This is a genomic window from Chitinophaga lutea, from assembly GCF_003813775.1.
GTDB lineage: Bacteria > Bacteroidota > Bacteroidia > Chitinophagales > Chitinophagaceae > Chitinophaga > Chitinophaga lutea.
In genome coordinates this window covers 1,031,276-1,052,293 of sequence record NZ_RPDH01000001.1, presented here as the reverse complement: position 1 = coordinate 1,052,293, position 21,018 = coordinate 1,031,276, and the positions used below count along the sequence as shown (strand labels likewise).

The following is a 21,018-nucleotide window of genomic DNA, read 5'->3' as shown; positions in this document are numbered from 1 at the left end:
TTATTTGATATTGACTGTATCGCCCTGGCGAACTTTCTGTATGCCGTCCACCACCACCCGTTCGCCGGCCTGCAGCCCGGAACGGACGATCATCAGGCTGTCTGCCAGGGGCCCTCTTTCCACGGTCCTGGTCTGCACCACGTTATTCCGGTCCACCACATATGCTTTTACTTCACCCAGCAGCTCCACGATGGCCCTGGCGGGAATGGCCAGTGCGGAATCGGATGGGGGCGATTGCACCTGCACGGTGGCCGTCATCCCGCTTTTCAGCATGCCTTCCGGGTTGGGAAAGGTGAGCCGCATGCGGATGGTGCCGGTTCTGGCATCCACCACGTTGTTGACGAGCAGTACTTTTCCTTCGTGCGGATATTTTTCACCGTTGGCGGATGCGAGGAAGAAACGCTGCCCGCCCCGCCGGCCGAATTCCATGTAGCGGCTTTGCGGCAGGTCGATGTCGGCATAGATGGGATTTTCATTCACGAGTGTATTGATCACCGTTTGCCCGGCCGTGACGAGGTCGCCGACGCGCACCAGCGCAATGCCGATTTTACCGCTCAGCGGCGCGCGGAGCACGGCATGGTTGATGTCCGTTCCGCTGCGGGCGCGGGCGGCCTTCGCCGACGCAAGCATCGCTTCCGCGGTCCTGAGCGCCGTTTCCGCCTGGTCCACCGTCTGTTTTGATATCGCATCCTGTTTCAGCAGGTTGCTGTAACGTTCGTAGTCTTTTTTCTTCATGGCCAGATCGGCCTCCGCCTGCAGCACGCTGGCCTGGCTTTGTTCGTAAGTGGCCTGGCTGCGGCTTTTGTCCACTTCATACAATACCTGTCCCTTGTTCACATTGCTGCCGTCCTTTACGCGGATGGCCTCTAGAAAACCCGTCACGTCCGATTTGATGTCCACGATCACATTGCCTGTCAGCGAGGCGGGGAATTTCTCCGAAACGGGAAAGCTGGCCGGTTGCACTTCATACACCGAAACGGTCGGCTTCGGCATGGGGCCCGCGGGCGCCTGCCGTTTGCCGCCGCATGCACAAAGCAGCGGCAGTAACAGGCCAATGTAAATGTTCCGGGTGCGGTGCATAAAAAATGATTTATTGTGGTTTGATTTTGCCCATCGCCTGGTCGAGCTTCACTTTGCTGATCAATGTATTGAGAAGGGCCTGTATGTAATCGCTCTGCGCCTGTTTCAGGTCACTGTCGGCCGTGGTCACATCGAGGCTTGATGATACACCCTGCCCGAATTTCAGCAGCACACGGTCGTACACGCCCTGCGTCAGCGCCATGTTTTTTTCTTCGGTGAGCAGGGAGGCGGAGTTGTTTTTGTAAGTGGTCCACGCCTCTCTTACTTCCAGTTGTATCTGTTGTGTTAAATAAGACAGGTTGTTCTGTGATTGCTGCAGCGTGATCTCGCGCTGTTTTACCTGGAAAAGCCTTTCCGTGCCGGTAAAGAGCGGCAGCGACAAAGTGAGGCCCATATTGGAGGCGCCGAAGCCCGTTTTATACAGGTCGGAGAACGCATCGGAAAACCAGTTCACGCCGTAATTGATATGCGCGTTCAGCGAAGGCACCACTTCCAGTTTTTTGCTTTTCAGGTTCAGTTTGTCGAGCTCCACCTGCGTGCGCTGCATGGCGTATTCCGGCCGGTCCTGCACGCTGTAGTTGATGCTGTCCGGCATTTCTCTCGCGAAGCTTTTCAGTTCATCTTCAAGCGTAAGCGATTCCTGCAACGGCATGCCCATCTCGAATTTCAGCAGCTCGAGCGAGAACGCCATCAGGCGTTCGAGGTTGGCGCGCTGGTTTTCGGATTTGTTGTACGACACCTGCAGCCGGTCCACATCGATCCTTTCCGAAACGCCCTCGTCATAACGGGCACGGGTATCTTTCAACGCCTTGCTGATCTGTACGAGGTTCGCGTCCGTCAGCCGGATGCTTTCGCGGTTCACGAGCACGTTGAAGAAGGCGTTGCTCACCGCTACTCTCGTGGCGATGGCGGTACGTTCGTAGTCTTTTACAGAGAGCTGGTCGTATACTTTGGCGGCGCGCAGGCCGAGAAAATAATCGCTGTTGAGAATAGTCTGTGTGGCTTCGCCGATTACCTGCGAAGAGAATTTGGTGCCGAACTGCACGGGGATCTTGTTGTCGGGGTTGCCGGAAAAATCCGGGATGTAAGAGGTCTGCAGTTTCAGGTTATCGGTGAGTGACCCGTTCACATTGATGTGGGGAAACAGTTTGCCGCGCATTTCGCGGATCTTTTCGAGTGAGGCCTGCCGGTTCAGGCGCGCGTTCAGCACGTTGTTCTGGTTACGAAGGGCGTACCGGACGGCTTCTTCGAGGGTGAAATGATGCGGGCCGGAAGTGTCCCGCTGGGCCGCCAACGGCTGCACGGCAAGTATCAAAGCCGCCAGCAGCAATAAACTACGGAGCGTTTTATGTGGAGTCGGGCACTTCATAAAATTCCGGGTACAATAGAAAGAACAATGCTAAAATGAAAAGGTTCAATGGTTTATAAATTTCTTATGGAAAATAAAATGACGTGCATCTTCCTTCTAAACGAACTGCCATGGAAACAACCAAACTCGAAAAATCCGATTTTCTCGACATTCTTTTCGATGCCCGGAACAAAGATTACGGGGCTTATGAATTGCGCCGGCGGTATGACCGGCGGGTGCGCAACGCCGTGCTGGGCATGGGCGGCCTTGTGCTGCTCGTGATCGGCGGCTATACGATTTCCACGAAGCTGCTGGCCTCCGGTGAGGTGAACCACAAAGTCATCGTACCGGCCGATATCATCGAACTGAAAAACATCCCGAAAGAAGAAAAAGTACTCACTCCGCCGCCCACTATCCGCCAGCCGGCGCCTGCGGCGTCGAAGCCGACCGTACAGCACGTGGTATTCAAGATTGAAAAAGATGAAAACGTGAAGCCGGAAGATGAGCCGATGAAAAACGCCGACCTGAAAGACCCGGCCATCGGCTTCAAAACGGATCTCAACGGCGACCCGAACGGTTCGGACAACGGTATTGAGAACGGACTGAAAGGTGGCAACGACGTGATCGAAGCACCGAAAGCGGAGAAAAAGGAAGACATCCCGACGATCGTGGAAATCATGCCGGAATTCCCCGGCGGCCAGGACGCACTGGCTAAATTCCTCCGCAATAACCTGCGTTATCCCCCCATGGCCATCGACAATGCCGTGCAGGGTACCGTGTTCGTGAAGTTCGTGGTGCGGGGCAATGGCGAGATCACCGACGTGGAGCTTATCGGCGTCAAAAAAGGCGCGGGCCTCGACGAAGAAGCACTCCGGGTAGTGAAGAAAATGCCCAAATGGAAACCCGGCCGGCAAAACGGGCAGAGCGTGCCAGTGTACTTCAATCTCCCCATCAAATTCCACCTGGAAGGCGAATGAAAAAATATTTACGCAACATTATGGAATAACGGACAACCGTGCATCCATTGTTTGACATCTCAGCAGTAGATGACGCTAAAATGTGGAAATGATATAGCCATCCCGGTATCTACCGGGGTGGTTTGCTGTTAGGCGCAAATGCAGTATATTTAATGCATGCGTTATCTATCCTTGCCGGCCAAGTGCGCCCCAGTTGCGCTGCTTTTTATATTATCCTTTTTCATGGCCTTCATCCCGGCCGCCCCTCCCGGAAAAAAGCCCGTTGTGATCGCCTACGTCGGCGGTTACCGCGGCCTCATCGCCAACCCGGCTTCCATCATGGTGGAAAAGCTCACCCACATCAACTATGCCTTCGTAGACATCAAAAACGGGCAGGCATGGCTCACCAATGAAGCGACGGATACCGTCAATTTCCGCGCGCTCAACGCCCTCAAATTCCGCAACCCTGCGCTGAAGATCCTCATCTCCATCGGCGGCTGGGCCTGGAGCGAAAACTTCTCCGACGCCGTGCTCACCGAAGCCGGCCGGCAGCTGTTCGCCGCCACGGCCGTGGACATCGTCAGAAAGTATCAGCTCGACGGCGTGGACATCGACTGGGAATACCCCGGCGTGCCGGGCGAAGAAGGGAACGTGTACCGTCCGGAAGACAAACAGCACTACACCCTCATGTTCAAAGCTCTCCGCGCATCGCTCGATACGCTGCAGCGCGAAACGGGGCGCCCGTACCTGCTTACCACCGCGGTAGGCGGCGGGCGGTACTTCACCGAACATACGGAAATGGACAAAGCCCAGCAGTACCTCGACTATGTCAACATCATGACGTACGATTATAAAACCAGCGCCACCGGCCTGGCCGGGCACCATACTAACCTATACGGTTCAACGAAAGATACGGCCGAAGCAAGTGCCCACCGCTCGGTACAGATCTACCTGGAGGCCGGGGTGCCGGCGGAGAAACTGGTGATGGGGGCGGCGTTCTACGGCCGCGGCTGGACGCTCAAAGACGGCACCAACCGGGGGCTCAACCAGCAGGCCCTCAAAGGCGCCCGCGGCGGTGGTTATACCCGCCTGAAAGACAGCCTCATCAACCAGCAGGGATATAAACGCCATTGGGACAGAAAAGCAAAAGCCCCTTATCTTTGGCATCCCGGCAACAACGTGTTCATCACTTTCGACGATGAACGCTCCGTGCGGGCCAAGTGCAAATACATCAAAAAGTACAACATGGCCGGCATCATGTTCTGGGAGTATTCCAGCGATCCGAAAGGGTATCTGCTGGATGCTATTCACACGTCATTTAACAAATAATAATTGAACGGTCTTTGCTGATGAACCATCCCCTCAGGTGGTTTTTCTTTTCAGACCTCTTCGGTTAAATCCTGATTATATGCGCTTTAGATTCACATGTTTGCTCATGCTGCTCTCCGGTATTGCCATGGCCCAGTCGCCCGCCTTCCCCGCCAACGGCTTGAAAGTGAAATGGGAAGTGGTGGAAAACGGGTACCAGGGCAAACCTCAGACGCTTTCCACATTTACTTTCATCAACAAAACAAAACAGGCATTCCCTGCTTCGGGGTGGACGTTCTTTTTCACCTTCGTTCGTTACGTAAGCCCCGGCGACGCGGGTAACGGCATCCAGGTGGCACACGTCAACGGCCCGCTGGCGACGTTCAAACCCACCGCCGGTTTTAAAGGCATCGCCCCGGGCGATTCCCTGAAAATCAACGTGGTGTCGGTTGCCTGGGTTACCGCCATCACCGACGGACCGGAAGGTCCCTACCTGGTATGGGACCAACAGCCTGCGAAAGGGCATGCGATAACGGATTATACGGTAGTGCCGCCCACGAGCGACAAACAGCTGCGCCGCACCGCGGCCGATCAGCATCCGCAGACCACGGCAGCGGAAATTTACCAGCGCAACGCGCGGATAAAGGATGTGCCGCTGGATCAGTTGCCGAAAATATTGCCCACGCCCGTGGCCTACGAAGAGAAACCGGGCGCTTTTACGATCAATGCCAACACTGCCATCGGTTATCATCCTGATTTCAAACAGGAGGCGGAATACCTGTCCGCCGTACTGAAAGACGCACTGGGTAAGCCCGTGCGTATTGTGGCCGGTAACGAAGGCGCCATCCGCCTGGAGAAAAATAATGATACTGCCACAGGCGCCTACAGCCTGAGCGGCAGCAGCAACGGGTATGTGATCGCATCGGGCAATGCCGCCGGAATTTTCTACGGCATCCAGTCGCTTCGGAGCCTGCTGTCCACAGCCAAAGGCAGTACTATCAGCGTTCCGCTGGTGGACGTGAAAGATCAGCCCCGCTTCGGTTTCCGTTCGATGATGATCGACGTGGCGCGTAACTTCCAGTCGAAGCAGCAACTGCTGAAAGTGATCGACCTCATGGCCGTGTATAAACTGAACGTGCTGCACCTGCACATGAGCGACGACGAGGGCTGGCGCGTGGAAATCCCCGGCCTGCCGGAACTGACCAGCGTAGGCGGCCGCCGCGCGCATGGTGTGAACGAACTGGAAGCCCTGCAGCCGTCGTACGGCTCCGGCCCGGATGTGGTGAACACGGCCGGCAGCGGATTTTACACCCGCGCCGATTATATCGAAATCCTCCGCTTCGCGCGCCAGCGTCATATCAAAGTGATCCCGGAAATAGAAATGCCCGGGCACGCCCGTGCCGCCATCAAATCGATGGATGCCCGCTATGAGAAGCTGATGAAAGCCGGTAAAACGGCGGAGGCCAACGAATACCGCCTCAGCGATCCCGACGATAAAAGCCAGTACCGTTCCGTGCAGGAATGGAAAGATAACGTGATCAATCCCGCCCTGCCGTCTGCCTACAAATTCATGGAGAAAGTGGTGGACGAACTGGTGGCTATGCATAAAGAGGCCGGCGCGCCGCTCGACATCATTCACATGGGCGGAGACGAAACCCCGGCGGGCGTGTGGGCAAAATCCCCCGTATGCCAGGCGCTGATCGCCAAAGAAAAGATGAGCGGTCCCGACGACCTCTGGTATTATTTTTATGACAGGATTGCGAAAATCGTGAACCAGCGGGGCCTGCAACTGTACGGCTGGGAAGAGGCCGGCATGCGCAAAACCCGCCGCGACGGCCGCGATGTGATGATCGCCAACCCGGATTTCGGCAACCGCAACTTCCAGCTCGATGTATGGAACAACGTGATGGGCGGGGGGATGGAAGACCTCACGTACCGCCTGGCCAATGCGGGGTACAAAGTGGTGCTGTCCGGCGTGAGCAATTATTATTTCGACATGGCTTACGTGAAAGACTACTACGAGCCCGGCTTTTACTGGGGCGGGTATGTGGATGTGGATAAACCCTTCTATTTCATTCCGTTCGATTTGTATAAAAATGCCAAAGAAGACGACCAGGGCCGCACTTTACCGCCCGGCACATTTGTGGGGAAAGACCGCCTGACCGAATACGGCCAGCGGAACATCGCCGGGGTGCAGGCCGCGCTCTGGAGCGAAACCGTTAAAACGCCCGCCCAGCAGGAGTACCTGCTGCTGCCCAAACTGATCGGCATGGCCGAACGCGCCTGGGCGCCCGACCCGGCCTGGGCCCGGGAAAAGGATGAAGCCGCCGCCGGCCGCCTGTACCAGGAAGCGTGGAGCAATTTCATCAATGTGGTGGCAAAACGGGAACTGCCCCGCCTCACCCGGCTCAACGGCGGTTACCTGTACCGTATCCCCACCGCCGGAGCCATCGTTGAAAACGGAAAAGTTTTGGCCAACGTACAACTTCCGGGCATGGTGATCCGTTATACCACTGACGGAAAGGAACCAACGGCTAAAAGCCCCGTATATACGGAGCCGGTAGCCGCCACAGGTGCCGTTAAGCTGAAGGTGTTCGACAGTGCGGGGAGAGGGGGCAGAACCATCGCGGTACAGCCATAGAAAAATAACCTTAACATGCATAAAGTTGAAGGGAAGGCGCAAACGGTCACGTTGCCTTCCCTTTGTTTTTCGCCGCCACCGGATTTTGGACAAAAATTTGTATTGTTGTTACAGTTAAACGCAAAATTGGATCGTTACCGGAAAATATTCTTTGCGTCCCTAAGCTGTTACCTGTTGATGTTTTGTCTTCCACAGCAGTGTTTTGCGCAGGCCGACACCATACCTGCGCAGGGCAAACGGTGGTTTAAGAAATTGAATACCTATGTAGACTCCCTGAAGAGCCGGCGTTTCCGGGATTCGCTGCTGTCCAGCATCTCCCGCCACAACGACCCTCCGCCTTCAACGGACGACAGCAGTATGACCAGGAGCGAACAGGGATTTTTGCCGCATACCGGCAAAGTGATTCGCCATATCCGTTACCGCCGGGTGAAAGTATTCGGCCCCCGTAACATCAACGATACCACCTTCACCACATCCATGAAGCTGATCCACCTGGCCAACCGCCTCCATTTCGATTCGGAGGAGTGGATGATCCGGCAATCGCTTTTTTTCCGGCAGAAAGATACCGTGAATGCTTACGAGCTGGCTGATAACGAACGTTACCTCCGTAACCGCCCTTTCCTGTCCGATGCCCGCATCCTGACCATGGAAACGGGATATGAAGATTCGGTGGATATTGAAGTGCTGACGAAAGACGTGTTCGAATACGGCTTCGATCTGCGGGAACTGACGCCCACGGTGGCGGCGGCCCGCGTATTCAGCAACAATCTTTTCGGCGCGGGGCAGGGCGTAACCCTCGGTTTCCGCTGGGATAATTCCTACGCCCGCCCCTGGGGCACGCAGGCGCAGTATACCAAATACAATGTGCTGGGCACATTCACGGACGTGACGCTCGGTTATTCCGAGCTCAACACCCAGGTGCCGCTGGATACCGGCGTATACGAAGGCTCATATTTCATACAGGTACAGCGGCCGCTGTACCGCAGTTCCGCCCGGTTCGCCGGCGGCTTCGCGCTGGCGCGGAATTATTCCATCAATATCCGCGGATATGCAGACAGTGTGTTCCGCGACTATGCCTACAAAACCCTCGATGTATGGACGGGCTACAGTTTCCGGAACCGTATTTCCAACAGCGGGCACCTGGTGCATAAATCCAGCATGGCCCTGCTGGTCCGGTACAATAACCTGCGGTTCGATAAAACGCCGCACCAGGCCGAATACATCGGCGACCCGACCTATAACAACCGGCATTATTATCTCGGGCAGTTCCTGCTGTTCCGGCAGGACTTCTTCAAAACCCACCGTTTTTTCGGCTTCGGGCGCACGGAAGATATTCCCTACGGGTATTCCGCCAGCATTACCGGCGGCTGGGAAAACTGGATGGACCGGCGGCGGTTGTACACGGCGATGGAACTGCAGAAATACTGGCATACCCGCCTCAACGGCCTGTTGAGCCTCAACGTGGGGCTGGGCTCCTTCTGGCAGGGCAATGTGAGTGAAGACATGGTGATACATGCCAACGTCAGTTATTACAGCAAGCTGATGCCGTTGTGGAAGGGCCACTGGCGGCAATTCCTGAGTGCGGATTACCTCGGCAATCCCAATAATTACTTTTATAAACCGCTGAACCTGAACATGGAAAACGGCATATGGGGTTTCAAGAACACCGCTATCAGCGGCTATCACCGCCTGAACCTGCGCGCCGAATCGGTGTTTTACAGCCCCTGGAAAGTGTACGGTTTCAAGTTCAACTTTTTCGCCTCGCTCGATGCCTCCCAACTCTCCGAATACAAACAATACCTCGTGGAGAACCCGGTATACCTGGGCCTGGGCGCCGGTGTGCGCGTCAGGAACGAAAACCTGGCCCTCAATACCCTTAAAATCGGGGGATATTATTATCCCAGAAAACTCTACCCGATGGGGCAGTTCTATTTCGAAATTACCACCGTCGTCGATTTCCGTTTTGACATTTACGGTATGCGCGCCCCGTCGTTCCTGCAATTCCGGTAGGGAAGGGCTGGCACATGCTGTTGCATGCGCGCCGCAAACCCGTGCTGCCAGGGTACGTGTACGCTCTTCAAAATGGTTATGAATTTTAACGGAGGATGAGTATTTTGAGGGACTGAAAAACTAAATAATCCAACATGCCACGTTTACTCGTTACCGTCTGTTTTTTCTTCGTATACGCGGGCGCTTTCGCCCAACTGCGGTTGCCCGCCGTGCTGTCCAGCAACATGGTGCTGCAGCGCAACGCCACTGTTAAATTATGGGGATGGGCGGGGCCCGGTGAAAAAATCATCGTACGCCTGCCCTGGAGCAAAAAGGTGGATACCGTGGTGACCAGCCGCGACGCGCGCTGGAGCATCGACGTGCAGACCCCCGAAGCCGGCGGCCCTTACACCATCGCGCTCGACGGCCGCACCTCCGTAAAACTGGAAAACGTGCTGATCGGCGAGGTGTGGGTGTGCAGCGGGCAAAGCAATATGGAATGGAGCGGCAATCACGGCCTGAAAGATATCAAGGCCGAACTCCCCTCATGCGCAGATAACAACATCCGTTTTTTCCATGTGCCGAAAACCACTGCCGCATACCCGCAGGATGATGTAAAAGCAACCTGGACCGCCTGCGATTCCAATACCCTGAAAAGCTTCAGCGCGGTGGCTTATTTCTTCGGCAAAAAACTGAAAAAAGAACTGAACGTGCCCGTCGGCCTGATCAACTCCAGCTGGGGCGGCACGCCCGCAGAGGTATGGACGCCCGCCGAACTGGTGCAGGGTGACGAAAAGCTCAAATCCGCCGCCGCTAAACTGGCGCCCAGCAACGGCTGGCCCTTTACGCCCGGCAGCAGCTACAATGCGATGATCGCCCCGCTCACGCCCTTTCGCGTAGCCGGCGCCATCTGGTACCAGGGCGAAAGCAATGTGAATACCGCGTACGGTTACACCCAGCTGTTCAACACCATGATCGGGTCGTGGAGAAAGGCATGGGGATACGATTTTCCGTTTTATTACGTGCAGATCGCCCCGTTCCGCTATACCCCCGGCCAGAAAGCGGCCCTGCTAAGGGAAGCGCAGACTGCTTCGCTGCAGTATCCCCGCACGGGAATGGCCGTGATCACCGACCTGGTAGACGATACCACGAACATCCACCCCCAGAACAAGCATGATGTGGGCCTGCGCCTGGCCAACTGGGCGCTGGGCGATGCTTACGGCAAACCCGGGCTGGCTTATAAAAGCCCCCTCTACGAGAAAATGGAGCAGCAGAAAGGAAAGATCGTGCTGTACTTCACCAACGCCGAAGGCGGCTTGAAAACCAGCGGCGGCAAAGCCACGCAGTTCTTCATCGCCGGCCCCGACAAGCAGTTCGTACCGGCAGACGTGAAGCTGGAAGGCAATAAAGCCATTGTATCCGCCAAAACCGTCAAACAGCCGGAAGCTGTGCGGTTTTCCTTCAGCAACGCCGGGATGGGGAACGTATTCAACGGGGCGGGGCTGCCGCTGAACCCCTTCAGAACCGACAATTGGGAAGAATGATAAAAAATAAACATATTGTAGGAAAGGCGCCGGTTTGGCGCCTTTTTTATGACATAACCCCAGTGTTGGTAAGGGGTTGACTGGTGTTTGAATTGAAGGGCTCCCTACTGTGGCGGTTTTGGTGGGGCTTACCACGGTGTTCAACGAACCTTCAACGAAGGTCCAACGAACCTCCAACGAAGGATCAACTTTTTCATGAAGGTTCGTTATTCCCCCAGGGAAGGTTCGTTCATCCTTCGTTGAAAGCCGTTTTTCTGCTGATGCAGGGCGTTTTTGCGGGGCGCCAATAGCCGCCGCGCAGGGGAAAGCCCCTTTGGGGCCGCAATAGTGCAGGAATGACGGCGGTACGGCGAACCGCCGGCTCTGTCGATCATCTGGGAACCGGTCAGTACAGCAGCTTCCGCAATAAATCCGGTTGAACGATGCGGATGCGGGTACCCTGCATTTCGATGAGTTTCTCCGATTTGAAGTCGCTGAGCGTGCGGATGAGCGATTCCGTGGCCGTGCCCACAAAGCGGGCGATATCGTCGCGGGAAAGCTCGATGAGCGCGCCGGGCTGCTGTTCCAGGTGGAGTTTGTCGTGAATGGCCAGCAGGCCGTTGGCCACGCGTTTGCGCAGGGAATCGTAAGCGAGTTGCAGCAGGCGGTCTTCTTTTTCCTTCACCTCGGATGCGATGCGTTTGATGAAGGTGCGCGCCACGCCGATGTTGTTCAGCAGCTGTTCGAGGAATATTTCCTTGGGGATCTGCACCAGTTCGGTGTGTTCCAGGGCTTCCGCGTTTTCTTCGTAGGGATGGTCTTCCAGCAGCGGCACATATCCGAAATAATCGCCCTGCCCGAAGAGGTTGGTGATGTATTCCTTCCCGTCGTCGTTGAGGCGGAAGGCTTTGACCTTGCCGCTTTTCACGTAGTACAGGAACTGCGGGTGCTTGCCTTCGCGGTACACGGGTTGTTTTTTGCTGAACTGCACCACGTCGTATGCGTCGAGGTCGAGGTGGAGGAGGCCGGAAGCCTGCCAGTCCTGCAACATTACGCCGATGGACTGTGTTTGCGCCGCCGCGAATTTTTCCTGGAGGAACTGCTGTTTTTTCAGCCGCGTTTCCACCGCGGTGAGCAGTTCCACGTCTTCGAAAGGTTTGGTGATATAATCGTCCGCGCCCATTTCCATGCCTCTGCGGAAATCGCTGCGGTCGGTTTTGGCGGTAAGGAAGATGAAGGGGATGTGCTCCGTTTCAGGGTATTTACGCAGCATATGCAGCACGCCGTAGCCGTCGAGCTCCGGCATCATGATATCACAGATGATGAGGTCCGGGCGGTGTTCCTTGGCCATTTCCACGGCCTGTTTCCCGTTTTCCGCCTCCAGGGCGTTGTACCCTGCGAGGGTGAGGATTTCCGCCACGTTCTCGCGGATGCCGGGATGGTCGTCTATCACCAGAATGGAAGCTGTCATGATGCTTGTAAATTTGGAAAATGAATGAATATGCTCGTTCCTCTGCCGAGGCTGCTTTCCACGCTGATCTCACCGTGCAGCATGTCTACATACCGTTTCACGATATGCAGGCCCAGCCCCGTGCCCTGGATGTTGGTCACATTGCGGGCGCGGAAAAAGCTGCTGAAAAGATAGGCTTTGTCTTCTTCGGGAATACCCATGCCGTGGTCCGTAACGATGGCGTTGATCTGCCCGTTTTCCTGCCACAGTTTCCATTCGATGGCCGTATCTGCGGGAGAAAATTTGGAGGCATTGGTGAGCAGGTTCACAAAAATATGTTTCAGTAAACGTTTGTCGGAAATCACTTCCAGCGTTTTGTCCACTTCCGGATGCAGCACCTGCCCGCTTTTGAGCAGGCCCTGCACTTCTTCCACCGTTTCGATGGCGAAACTGTGCAGCGATATTTTTTCCGGGTGCACATGGATCTTCCCTTCTTCGATGCGGCCGAGGGAAAGGAAATCCTCCAGCAGCTCGTTAAGGTGGATCACCGCCTCGCGGATCTTGAATACGTGCTTTTCGCGGCGGGGCTGGTCTTCCAGCGCGGGATATTTACCGATCAGGGCGGCGGAAGAAAGAATGGCGCTCAGCGGCGTTCTGAACTCATGCGAAGCCATCGACACGAACCGCGATTTGATCTCGTTCAGTTCCTTTTCCTTTTCCAGCGCATCTTTCAGTTCGGCCTGCGAAGAGGCGAGATGCGAGAGCGCCAGTTCGAGATTGGCGGTACGTTTCTCCACTTCCCGCTCCAGCGCCTGGTTCAGCTCCTGCATGGTGCGGTACAGCCGTTTGAGGAACAGCACCAGCAGGGTGGAGCTGATCACCAGTATCAGCGAAAAGAAGTGCTCGATGAACACTTCCGCGAGATTGGGATTTTTATGCGGCAGGCAGGCGATGATCACCACCAGCAGCGTACAGGCGATGCCCATAAACCGGGTGGCGGCGTCTTTCTTGATAAAAATAGTCAGCAGGATGGCGGTGATGAGCCCGCCGTCAAAAAAGTTATAGTCCGGCCGCCATACCAGCAAACATGCCGTCAACAGCATGATGAGGATGGAAATGATCAGGGTGGTACGCTGGCCGAAATGAAACATGAACGCTTTACATTATGTGAAACGCAAAGATAGCACTTGCCGCCTTATTGAACCTGCTTTATGACGAATGTCAGCTTACTCCACGGAATAGGTTTTGTTTTTCTCCGTGGCGAAACTCACTTCCCCGCCGGTTTCCCCCACGCGGGCCAGCACCTTGCCTTTCGCGTCTTTCACCGTTTTGCCGGCGGGCAGCAGCAGCCGGCAGGTTTCGCCTTTCAGCGAAGTGATGCCGGCTTTGGTGATGCGGCCCTGTTGCCAGCGCATGTCCACTTTGAAAGCGCCCCTGGCGCGCAGGCCGGTTACGCGGCCGTTCTGCCAGCCGGCTTCGGTGGGCAGCGCGGGCAGCATGCGGATAACGCCGGTGTCGCCATGGCTTTGCAGCAGCATTTCGGCGATGCCGGAAGTGCCGCCGAAGTTACCGTCTATCTGGAAGGGAGGGTGCGCGCAGAAGAGGTTCGGGTAAGAACCGCCACCGGAGGGCTTCACGGGGTCTACCGGCCGCAGCAGTTTGTGGAGCAGCGCCAACGCACGGTCTCCTTCACCAAGGCGGGCCCAGAAATTGATTTTCCATGCGAGCGACCAGCCGGTGCCGTCGTCGCCGCGCTGGCGGAGGGTTTCACGTACCGCTTTGGTGAGCTCCGGGGTGCCCCAGGGCGTTATTTCATCGTAAGGATGCAGCGCATACAGCTGGCTGATATGGCGATGGTGCGGTTCGTTGTCTTTCCAGTCGTGGAGCCACTCGTTCAGGTCGCCGGCGGCGCCCACCTGGTTCGGCGCAAGCTGACTGCGTACCGCCGCCAGTTCGTTTTTCCAGGCGTCGTCGGTTTGCAGGATGGATGCGGCGGCGATGCAGGCGCCGAACAGTTCGCGGCAGATCTGCATGTCCATGGCAGGGCCCATCACCGTATTACCTTTTGTTCCGTCCGGCATGATGTAAGCATGCTCCGGGGAATTGGAAGGGGCCGTCACCAGCCAGCCATGTGTGGGCTCCTTGATGAGAATGCTCCGCAGGAATTGCGCGGCGCCTTTCATCACGGGATAATATTGGCGGAGGAAAGCCGTGTCGCGCGTGTACCGGAAATGCTCCCAGATGTGCTCGCAGAGCCAGGCGCCGCCGGTGAGGGTGGAGCCCCAGTCCGCACCTTCGCCGGGAGAAGTGAAGCCCCAGGGATTGCAGATCACATGCGCCACCCAGCCGGGTGCGTTGTAATAGGCTTTGGCCGTTCTGGCGCCGGGTGCTTCGAGCCCTTTGATATAGCGGTGAAGGGGCTCGGCGAGGTCGTCAAGACCGGTGACCGGCGCCAGCCAGTAATTCATCTGCAGGTTGATGTTGATGTGGTAGTCGCCGTTCCAGGGCGTCTGGTACTCCGGCGCCCAAAGCCCCTGGAGGTTGGCGGGAAGGCCGCCGGGGCGCGAGGAACCGATGAGCAGGTAACGCCCGAAATTGTAATACAGCACGGGCAGCTGTGCGTCCGCTTCGCCATTGTAATACCGCGCCAGGCGGTCGGGCGTGGTCAGCGTATCGTTCGCCAGCGGCGCGTCGAGGTAAAACCGGTTGCGGTTAAACAGTTCGCCGTGGGTGCGGAGGTGCGACTGGTATAACTGCGCATAACCTTTCGCCACGGCGGCTTTCAGCGTTGCCTGTACCAATGGTGCGGGAGCCGGGCCTTTCTTCGTATAGTCCGTATGGTTATAATCGGTGGCCGCCGCGAAATACAGCCAGCATTCGTCTGCGTTCTCCACGCGCACGGTATTGCCGCTCACCGTTTGCCGGCCGCCGGTGGTGCGTACCTGCAGGGCGGCTGCATACCGCATGCCGGGTTGCGCGCCGTTCGGTAACTGGCCTTCCATGGTAATGAGGCCGGGGCCGGCAGCGACTGTGGCGTGCTCTTCCCTGGTGAGGCCGGCGGAGAAGGCGATCTTCCCTTTTTTGGAAGCCGTGAGCCGGATGGCCAGCACATTGCCGGGAATGCCCGTAAACGCTTCCTGGTGATAGGTGACGCCGTTACGCTCCCAGCTGGTGCGGGCGGTAGCCGTTTCAAGGTTGAGCGTGCGGCGGTAATGATGCCAGGCGCTGGTACTGTCGTGCCACCGGAGCTGCAGCATGCCGAGCGCCTGGTATGCGCCGTACGGCACCTTGGCGCCGCGGCCATGGCCGGAGCCTTTGCCCTTGCAGATAAAATATTGCTGCAGCAGTTGCTGGGCCTCTTTATTCCGGCCCTGTAACAAATGCTCCTGTATGCGGGGAAGTATGCGGTAAGCGGTGTCGTTGTCTGCATCCTGCACGCCGCCCGACCACAGCGAAATTTCATTCAGCACGATGTCGTCTTTCACAGGGTGGCCGCCGATGAGCGCGCCTATCTTGCCGTTGCCCAATGGCAGGGCCTCGAGATAATTGGTGGCAGGTTTCGAAAACCGGATGGTGACATCCGGCTTTTGTGCGGACGCAAAAAGGGGCAGGGCCATTACGGCCAGGAACAGCATGACGTGGTTCATAAACAAAGTTTAACTGGACTAAATATATCAATTGCCGGTCTTATTCGGAAACGTCCGTGAAAATGGCATCAGGATCAGCCAGTAAAACATTAAATTACGGGTATGTACCCCAGACTACTGATCGGGCTCTTTTTGCTGACCTGCTGGAGTTGCCGGCCCAAGCCCGCGCCGGAAACAAAAGCATCCTCCATTGCCCTGAAGGGATATCGTTTTCATCAGCCCTGCGGGGAACCGGTGCTGTCGGGCAACCTCTCCGGCGGTTATTATTTTGCGTACGTCTTGTCGGACAGTTTGCAGGTGGCGGACTGTGTGGGAAAAATCACACCGCCTGCCGCGGGCGACCCGTTGCCGCTGCAAAGCCGCGATGAATTTTTACTGGTGCTGGAAGCTCCCGCCGGCAGCCGCATGGCGCTGGCGAATATGGCCGTGACGGACAGCATGCTGCACATCCACCTGCGGCCAGATGCCGGAACGGATACCACGCGTATATGGAAAATAAACGGGCAGGGTGTGAAGCTCATCCGGCTGATGGCGGATCCGTTGCATTACGCTTATGTGCCAGGCCCGGCCTGGAACGGCACTCCGCCGCAATTGCGACGCGCGCACTGGAAAGAATGAAACACTCTGAAAAGCGCGGCGGGTGACTGGAAAGAAACCCGCCATTATCCTTTTGCATCAATTTAAATCTAAACCTTTGTTATGAGAAAAGTTCTTTGTGCAGGACGGTCATGAAAAAAGGCACTACCATTTTGGTGCCTGTATTGCAACGGGCATCAAAATAGTGCAGTGCCTGTAGTGGCGGAGTTAATTGTTTGTTAACCGGCCACCCTGTGAGTGCATGAAAGCACGCTTACAAACTTGTTAGCGTGATGATGACAAGGGTGAGCAACATCACGGGTGTGGCGGTCATCAGGCTCTTGGTGAACTTGATGTTGAATCCTCCTTTTTCACCGTAGTAATAGCTCTCCTTGTATCTATCGTATTCTATCGGCGCACCGAGATCTTTCATGAGTTTCAGGAACTCATAAAGCGTGCGTTCGGAAATGCGCATCCGTTTGGCCAACTGCGAAGGTTTGCCGGTTCCTTTAATGCGGATAAGATAGTCGATAGTCTGTAGTCTTTCAAAATAACGCTTTGGCATTGGATCAACTGGGGGTTTAAGCTAAATTGTAAATCGGGTTTCAGTTCAAAAATTTGATAGGCCAATGGTAACTTCTCAATTACTGTAACATCCAACGGGCTCATATTTCATTTGTCCACTCCTGCAATACTTCAAGGGTAACTGTTGATATCATGATACGACGCTTTGTATGTATCGCTAAGTTAATATACCCTACTGCGGCATTATTACAGTTAATGTTATGATTCTTCTAAAAAAAGGCAACCAATCATAACGGATTGGTTGCCTTTAATCAATGGTTAACATGGAGCTTGATGCTATTTAGGTATTAAAGAATATGTGTTCTAACGTATATTCAATATTACACTGATCTGTTTGTGAATGATGTTAACGCCGTGTTAAAGAAATGTCATATTTGCCCCCTTTTGTTAACAGCGAAAACGTTGCACCGGCACCGTAATAAAAAGGCCGCAGCTGGTGAAAGCGGCGGCCGGCGGTCGAAAATCAAATTGGAGCGCTATCGTGTAGCGATATAAAGAAGTAAATCTTGCTGGAACAATGTTACACTGAAAATTATTGTCGTTATGTTAATCGGTTGTTAATTAAGTGTTCGTTCACATGGTGTTCGCACTGTCATATTTCCGCAGCGGCAAACCGCCTGCCAGCGGGCGGGGCTGATTCAAATATGCATAGTCACCGGCAATATCGTATGAGTATATGCTGTTCCGGCAGGGTAACTTGTAGCGGTTAAATTAATATCAGTATGAAACGCAACGCCCTGCTGCTTATGTTCAGCCTGCTGCTGACCATGAGCGCCACGTCACAGGAAAAACGATTATTCCCTGAAACACCCGAACAGAAAGAAAAACGCCTCGCCTGGTGGACCAACGACCGCTTCGGCATGTTCATCCACTGGGGCCTCTACGCACTGCCCGCCCGCCACGAGTGGGTGAAAAACCGGGAACAGATCTCGGATTCGGCTTACCGGAAATACTTCGAGTATTTTAATCCGGATCTCTACAACCCGCGCGAATGGGCCAAAAAAGCAAAAGCGGCGGGCATGAAGTACGCGGTGATCACCACCAAACACCACGACGGCTTCTGCCTTTTCGATTCGAAATTCACGGACTACAAAGCCACCAACACGCCCATCAAAAAAGACCTGATCAAAGAATGGGTAGACGCTTTCCGCGCGGAAGGGCTGAAGATCGGGTTTTATTATTCGCTGATCGACTGGCATCATCCCGATTTCACGATCGACAGAACACACTCCGCCCGTCCGAAAAATGAAACGGACTATGAAGTACTCAACAAAAACCGGGATATGGGCAAATACCGCACTTACCTGTCCAACCAGGTGAAGGAACTGCTGACCAATTACGGGAAAGTGGATATCCTCTGGCTCGATTATTCCTATCCCGGCAAATACGGCAAAGATCATAACGACTGGGGCTCTGTGGACCTGATCAAAATGGTGCGCAAGCTGCAGCCGGGCATCATCGTCAACGACCGCCTCGACCTGAAGGAGTATGCGGACGGCGGCGACTTTGTAACGCCCGAACAATATAAAGTAGCGGCCTGGCCTACGGAAAACGGCAAACGCGTGCCCTGGGAAACCTGTCAGACGTTCTCCGGCTCATGGGGATATTACCGCGATGAAACTTCGTGGAAGAACGTGCAGCAGCTGCTGGTGCTGCTGATCGAATCGGTGAGCAAGGGCGGCAACCTGCTGCTGAACGTGGGCCCCACCGCCCGCGGCAAATTCGATCACCGGGCAGACGATGCGCTCAGCGGTATGGGCGCATGGATGGAGTATAACAGTCGCGCTATTTACGGCTGCACCCAGGCGCCGGAAAGGTATGCGCGCCCCGAGCAGAGCCTGCTCACGTACAATCCTTCCACCAAACGCCTGTATGTGCACCTGGTCGACTATCCGCTGCAGAACTTCACGCTGCCCGGTTATAAAGGCAAGGTAAAATATGCGCAGTTCCTGCACGACGGTTCCGAAATCAGGTTCACCGCGCCCTCCGGCTACGGTTATAAAACCAGCGGCCTCGGCGACGGCGACCTCAACCTCAGCCTGCCGGTGCAGAAACCGCCGGTAGCTATCCCGGTGATAGAACTGATCATGGCAGATTAAATCCGCCGGCGCTTTTAATACTGAAAACACTGCGTTACATTTGACGCAGTGTTTTTTTATTGCTAAACCGTTGCATTGTATGATAAAGAAAATTCTGGCCGCCGGCCTGCTGGCCGTCACCGCTGCGGCCGTATGCAGTTTTATTCCTCCCAAACCGGCGCCTGCTCCGAACGTGGTGGTGATTTTCATGGATGATATGGGCTATGGCGACCCCGCCGTATATGGCGGCGGTCCGTATAAAACGCCGAACCTCGACCGGATGGCGGCACGCGGTATCCGCTTCACGCATTTTTATGCCGCACAGGCGGTATGCTCCGCTTCGCGGGCGGGTTTGCTTACGGGCTGTTATCCCAACCGCATCGGGATTCACGGCGCCTTGTGGCCCACAGCGCCCACCGCGCTGAGCAATGAAGAAGAAACCATCGCCGAATTGTTGAAGGCGAAAGGATACAGCACGGGCATGGTGGGCAAATGGCACCTCGGCAGCAAACCCCCGTTCCTCCCGCTGCAGCACGGGTTCGACGAATACCTCGGCCTGCCGTATTCCAACGATATGTGGCCGGTGCATTACGACGGCAAGCCCATCACGGACACGGCCAATAACCGTGGGAAATATCCGCCGCTGCCGCTGATCGAAGGTAACAACACGATCCGCATCATCAAAACGCTCGACGATCAGGCGGAGCTTACTTCGCTGTACACCGAACGCGCCTGCCGTTTTATCAAAGCCCATAAAAACAAACCCTTCTTCCTGTACATGGCGCACAGCATGCCGCACGTGCCCATCGCCGTGTCTCAAAAGTACAAAGGCCGCAGCGGCGCCGGTTTGTTCGGTGACCTGATGGAAGAGCTGGACGCGTCGGTAGGTGCGGTGATGAAAACGCTGGAAGAAAACGGCCTCGATAAAAACACGCTGGTCATCTTTACCAGCGACAATGGCCCCTGGCTCAACTACGGCAACCACGCCGGCAATACCGGCGGCCTGCGCGAAGGGAAAGGCACCAGCTTCGAAGGCGGCCAGCGCGTGCCCTGCCTCATGCAGTGGCCGGCGCAAATTCCCGCGGGCATAGTCAGCAATGCAGTAGCCTCCACCATCGACATTCTGCCCACCGTGGCCACCATCTGCGGCGCGAAACTGCCCGCCAGAAAAATCGACGGGCTCAACATCCTGCCGCTGCTGAAGCAGGAAAAAGGCGCCAATCCCCGCGATCACTTCGTGTATTATTACGGCGTGAACAGCCTCGAGGCCATCCGCAAAGGAAAATACAAACTGGTGTTCCCGCACAAGGCGCGCACCTATAAAAACAACCTGCCGGGCTACGACGGTTTCCCCGGCGCGCAGCCCAACATCCCGGTGCCGCTGGCGCTCTACGATTTAAGCAGCGACCCCGGTGAAACGCTCGACGTGCAGAAGCAATTCCCCGATGTGGTGAAAGAACTGGAAGCGCTGGCGGATCAGTACCGGCAAACGTTGGGAGACGATCTGAAAGATATCAAAGGAACAGAACGGCGGGAACCGGGGAAAGTGGCGATGAAATAGAAATTCAGGAACCGGTTGGTAACGATGGGAGAGAGGACTGGAAGAAGGAAACCGGGGGAAGTCGTAATGAAACAACGATATCAGAAAATAACATGAAATGAAAAGGAAAGACAGGCGAAGAGAAAGGCAGCATAAATTTGCAGGAGAAGTGATGAAATGAAGATGTCGGGAAATAGCATGAAGTGAAAAGGAAAGACAGGAGAATGGCGATGGAATAAAGATATCGGGGAACAAATTAGACGAATCAGGCAAGAGTACTTAATAAACGAAGAGGGT

General features: G+C 55.5%; 15 protein-coding genes. 8 read left to right on the top strand and 7 right to left on the bottom strand.

Annotation, left to right across the window (positions count from 1 at the left end):
• Together EGT74_RS04045 and EGT74_RS04040 are read right to left on the bottom strand one after the other, a co-directional pair.
• On the bottom strand, positions 1-1,080 hold the full coding sequence (locus EGT74_RS04045) for an efflux RND transporter periplasmic adaptor subunit (protein ID WP_123845247.1): 1,080 nt from the start codon (positions 1,078-1,080) through the stop codon (positions 1-3).
• Between the two features lie 10 nt (positions 1,081-1,090).
• Positions 1,091-2,449 (bottom strand): TolC family protein, encoded by a 1,359-nt coding sequence (locus EGT74_RS04040; protein WP_123845246.1) that lies wholly within the window; start codon positions 2,447-2,449, stop codon positions 1,091-1,093.
• A 110-nt stretch (positions 2,450-2,559) separates the two neighbouring features.
• On the opposite strand from EGT74_RS04040, the gene EGT74_RS04035 reads away from it, so the two are divergent.
• The 3 genes from EGT74_RS04035 to EGT74_RS04025 all read left to right on the top strand — a co-directional run bounded on the left by EGT74_RS04035 (position 2,560) and on the right by EGT74_RS04025 (position 7,333).
• A complete protein-coding gene (locus tag EGT74_RS04035; RefSeq protein ID WP_123845245.1) occupies positions 2,560-3,405 on the top strand; it encodes an energy transducer TonB in 846 nt (281 codons plus the stop codon).
• A 222-nt stretch (positions 3,406-3,627) separates the two neighbouring features.
• Complete coding sequence (locus EGT74_RS04030; RefSeq protein ID WP_220392806.1) at positions 3,628-4,713, top strand: glycoside hydrolase family 18 protein; 1,086 nt, start codon at positions 3,628-3,630, stop codon at positions 4,711-4,713.
• 79 nt (positions 4,714-4,792) lie between these two features.
• Positions 4,793-7,333 carry a family 20 glycosylhydrolase gene (locus tag EGT74_RS04025; protein ID WP_123845243.1) on the top strand — a complete coding sequence of 847 codons (2,541 nt, stop codon included), beginning with the start codon at positions 4,793-4,795 and terminating at the stop codon, positions 7,331-7,333.
• Positions 7,334-7,379: 46 nt separating this feature from the next.
• Here EGT74_RS04025 and EGT74_RS26835 read toward each other — a convergent pair whose 3' ends face one another.
• Complete coding sequence (locus EGT74_RS26835) at positions 7,380-7,526, bottom strand: hypothetical protein (protein ID WP_158617995.1); 147 nt, start codon at positions 7,524-7,526, stop codon at positions 7,380-7,382.
• Positions 7,527-7,585: 59 nt separating this feature from the next.
• Here EGT74_RS26835 and EGT74_RS04020 point away from each other — a divergent pair, with 59 nt between their 5' ends.
• Complete coding sequence (locus EGT74_RS04020) at positions 7,586-9,343, top strand: hypothetical protein (RefSeq protein WP_123845242.1); 1,758 nt, start codon at positions 7,586-7,588, stop codon at positions 9,341-9,343.
• 134 nt (positions 9,344-9,477) lie between these two features.
• Positions 9,478-10,866, top strand: coding sequence for a sialate O-acetylesterase (locus EGT74_RS04015; RefSeq protein WP_123845241.1), 1,389 nt, complete (start codon positions 9,478-9,480; stop codon positions 10,864-10,866).
• 385 nt (positions 10,867-11,251) lie between these two features.
• On the opposite strand, the gene EGT74_RS04010 is transcribed toward EGT74_RS04015, so the two are convergent.
• The 3 genes from EGT74_RS04010 to EGT74_RS04000 form a co-directional block, all read right to left on the bottom strand.
• Positions 11,252-12,316 (bottom strand): response regulator, encoded by a 1,065-nt coding sequence (locus EGT74_RS04010; RefSeq protein WP_123845240.1) that lies wholly within the window; start codon positions 12,314-12,316, stop codon positions 11,252-11,254.
• The gene (locus tag EGT74_RS04005; protein ID WP_123845239.1) at positions 12,313-13,446 is read right to left on the bottom strand and encodes a sensor histidine kinase; all 1,134 of its coding nucleotides are present in this window, start codon (positions 13,444-13,446) and stop codon (positions 12,313-12,315) included. Before EGT74_RS04005 ends, EGT74_RS04010 begins: the two co-directional genes overlap by 4 nt.
• 75 nt (positions 13,447-13,521) lie before the next feature.
• Complete coding sequence (locus tag EGT74_RS04000; RefSeq protein ID WP_123845238.1) at positions 13,522-15,942, bottom strand: glycosyl hydrolase family 95 catalytic domain-containing protein; 2,421 nt, start codon at positions 15,940-15,942, stop codon at positions 13,522-13,524.
• Positions 15,943-16,044: 102 nt separating this feature from the next.
• Here EGT74_RS04000 and EGT74_RS03995 point away from each other — a divergent pair, with 102 nt between their 5' ends.
• A complete protein-coding gene (locus EGT74_RS03995; protein WP_123845237.1) occupies positions 16,045-16,560 on the top strand; it encodes a hypothetical protein in 516 nt (171 codons plus the stop codon).
• A gap of 232 nt (positions 16,561-16,792) precedes the next feature.
• Here the strand turns inward: EGT74_RS03995 and EGT74_RS03990 are convergent, their stop codons facing one another.
• Positions 16,793-17,083 (bottom strand): HTH domain-containing protein, encoded by a 291-nt coding sequence (locus tag EGT74_RS03990; RefSeq protein ID WP_123845236.1) that lies wholly within the window; start codon positions 17,081-17,083, stop codon positions 16,793-16,795.
• A gap of 742 nt (positions 17,084-17,825) precedes the next feature.
• On the opposite strand from EGT74_RS03990, the gene EGT74_RS03985 reads away from it, so the two are divergent.
• On the top strand, positions 17,826-19,202 hold the full coding sequence (locus tag EGT74_RS03985; RefSeq protein WP_123845235.1) for an alpha-L-fucosidase: 1,377 nt from the start codon (positions 17,826-17,828) through the stop codon (positions 19,200-19,202).
• Positions 19,203-19,281: 79 nt separating this feature from the next.
• On the top strand, positions 19,282-20,742 hold the full coding sequence (locus EGT74_RS03980; RefSeq protein WP_123845234.1) for a sulfatase family protein: 1,461 nt from the start codon (positions 19,282-19,284) through the stop codon (positions 20,740-20,742).
• Positions 20,743-21,018 lie beyond the last annotated feature (276 nt).

Excerpts from the sequence above, each read along its gene's own strand:
- EGT74_RS04025 (WP_123845243.1), top strand. The coding sequence starts at position 4,793 with ATGCGCTTTAGATTCACATGTTTGCTCATGCTGCTCTCCGGTATTGCC.
- EGT74_RS03995 (WP_123845237.1), top strand. The coding sequence starts at position 16,045 with ATGTACCCCAGACTACTGATCGGGCTCTTTTTGCTGACCTGCTGGAGT.
- EGT74_RS04000 (WP_123845238.1), bottom strand. The coding sequence starts at position 15,942 with ATGAACCACGTCATGCTGTTCCTGGCCGTAATGGCCCTGCCCCTTTTT.
- EGT74_RS04010 (WP_123845240.1), bottom strand. The coding sequence starts at position 12,316 with ATGACAGCTTCCATTCTGGTGATAGACGACCATCCCGGCATCCGCGAG.
- EGT74_RS04045 (WP_123845247.1), bottom strand. The coding sequence starts at position 1,080 with ATGCACCGCACCCGGAACATTTACATTGGCCTGTTACTGCCGCTGCTT.
- EGT74_RS03980 (WP_123845234.1), top strand. The coding sequence starts at position 19,282 with ATGATAAAGAAAATTCTGGCCGCCGGCCTGCTGGCCGTCACCGCTGCG.
- EGT74_RS04035 (WP_123845245.1), top strand. The coding sequence starts at position 2,560 with ATGGAAACAACCAAACTCGAAAAATCCGATTTTCTCGACATTCTTTTC.
- EGT74_RS04005 (WP_123845239.1), bottom strand. The coding sequence starts at position 13,446 with ATGTTTCATTTCGGCCAGCGTACCACCCTGATCATTTCCATCCTCATC.
- EGT74_RS04015 (WP_123845241.1), top strand. The coding sequence starts at position 9,478 with ATGCCACGTTTACTCGTTACCGTCTGTTTTTTCTTCGTATACGCGGGC.
- EGT74_RS03990 (WP_123845236.1), bottom strand. The coding sequence starts at position 17,083 with ATGCCAAAGCGTTATTTTGAAAGACTACAGACTATCGACTATCTTATC.
- EGT74_RS04040 (WP_123845246.1), bottom strand. The coding sequence starts at position 2,449 with ATGAAGTGCCCGACTCCACATAAAACGCTCCGTAGTTTATTGCTGCTG.
- EGT74_RS04030 (WP_220392806.1), top strand. The coding sequence starts at position 3,628 with ATGGCCTTCATCCCGGCCGCCCCTCCCGGAAAAAAGCCCGTTGTGATC.
- EGT74_RS03985 (WP_123845235.1), top strand. The coding sequence starts at position 17,826 with ATGAAACGCAACGCCCTGCTGCTTATGTTCAGCCTGCTGCTGACCATG.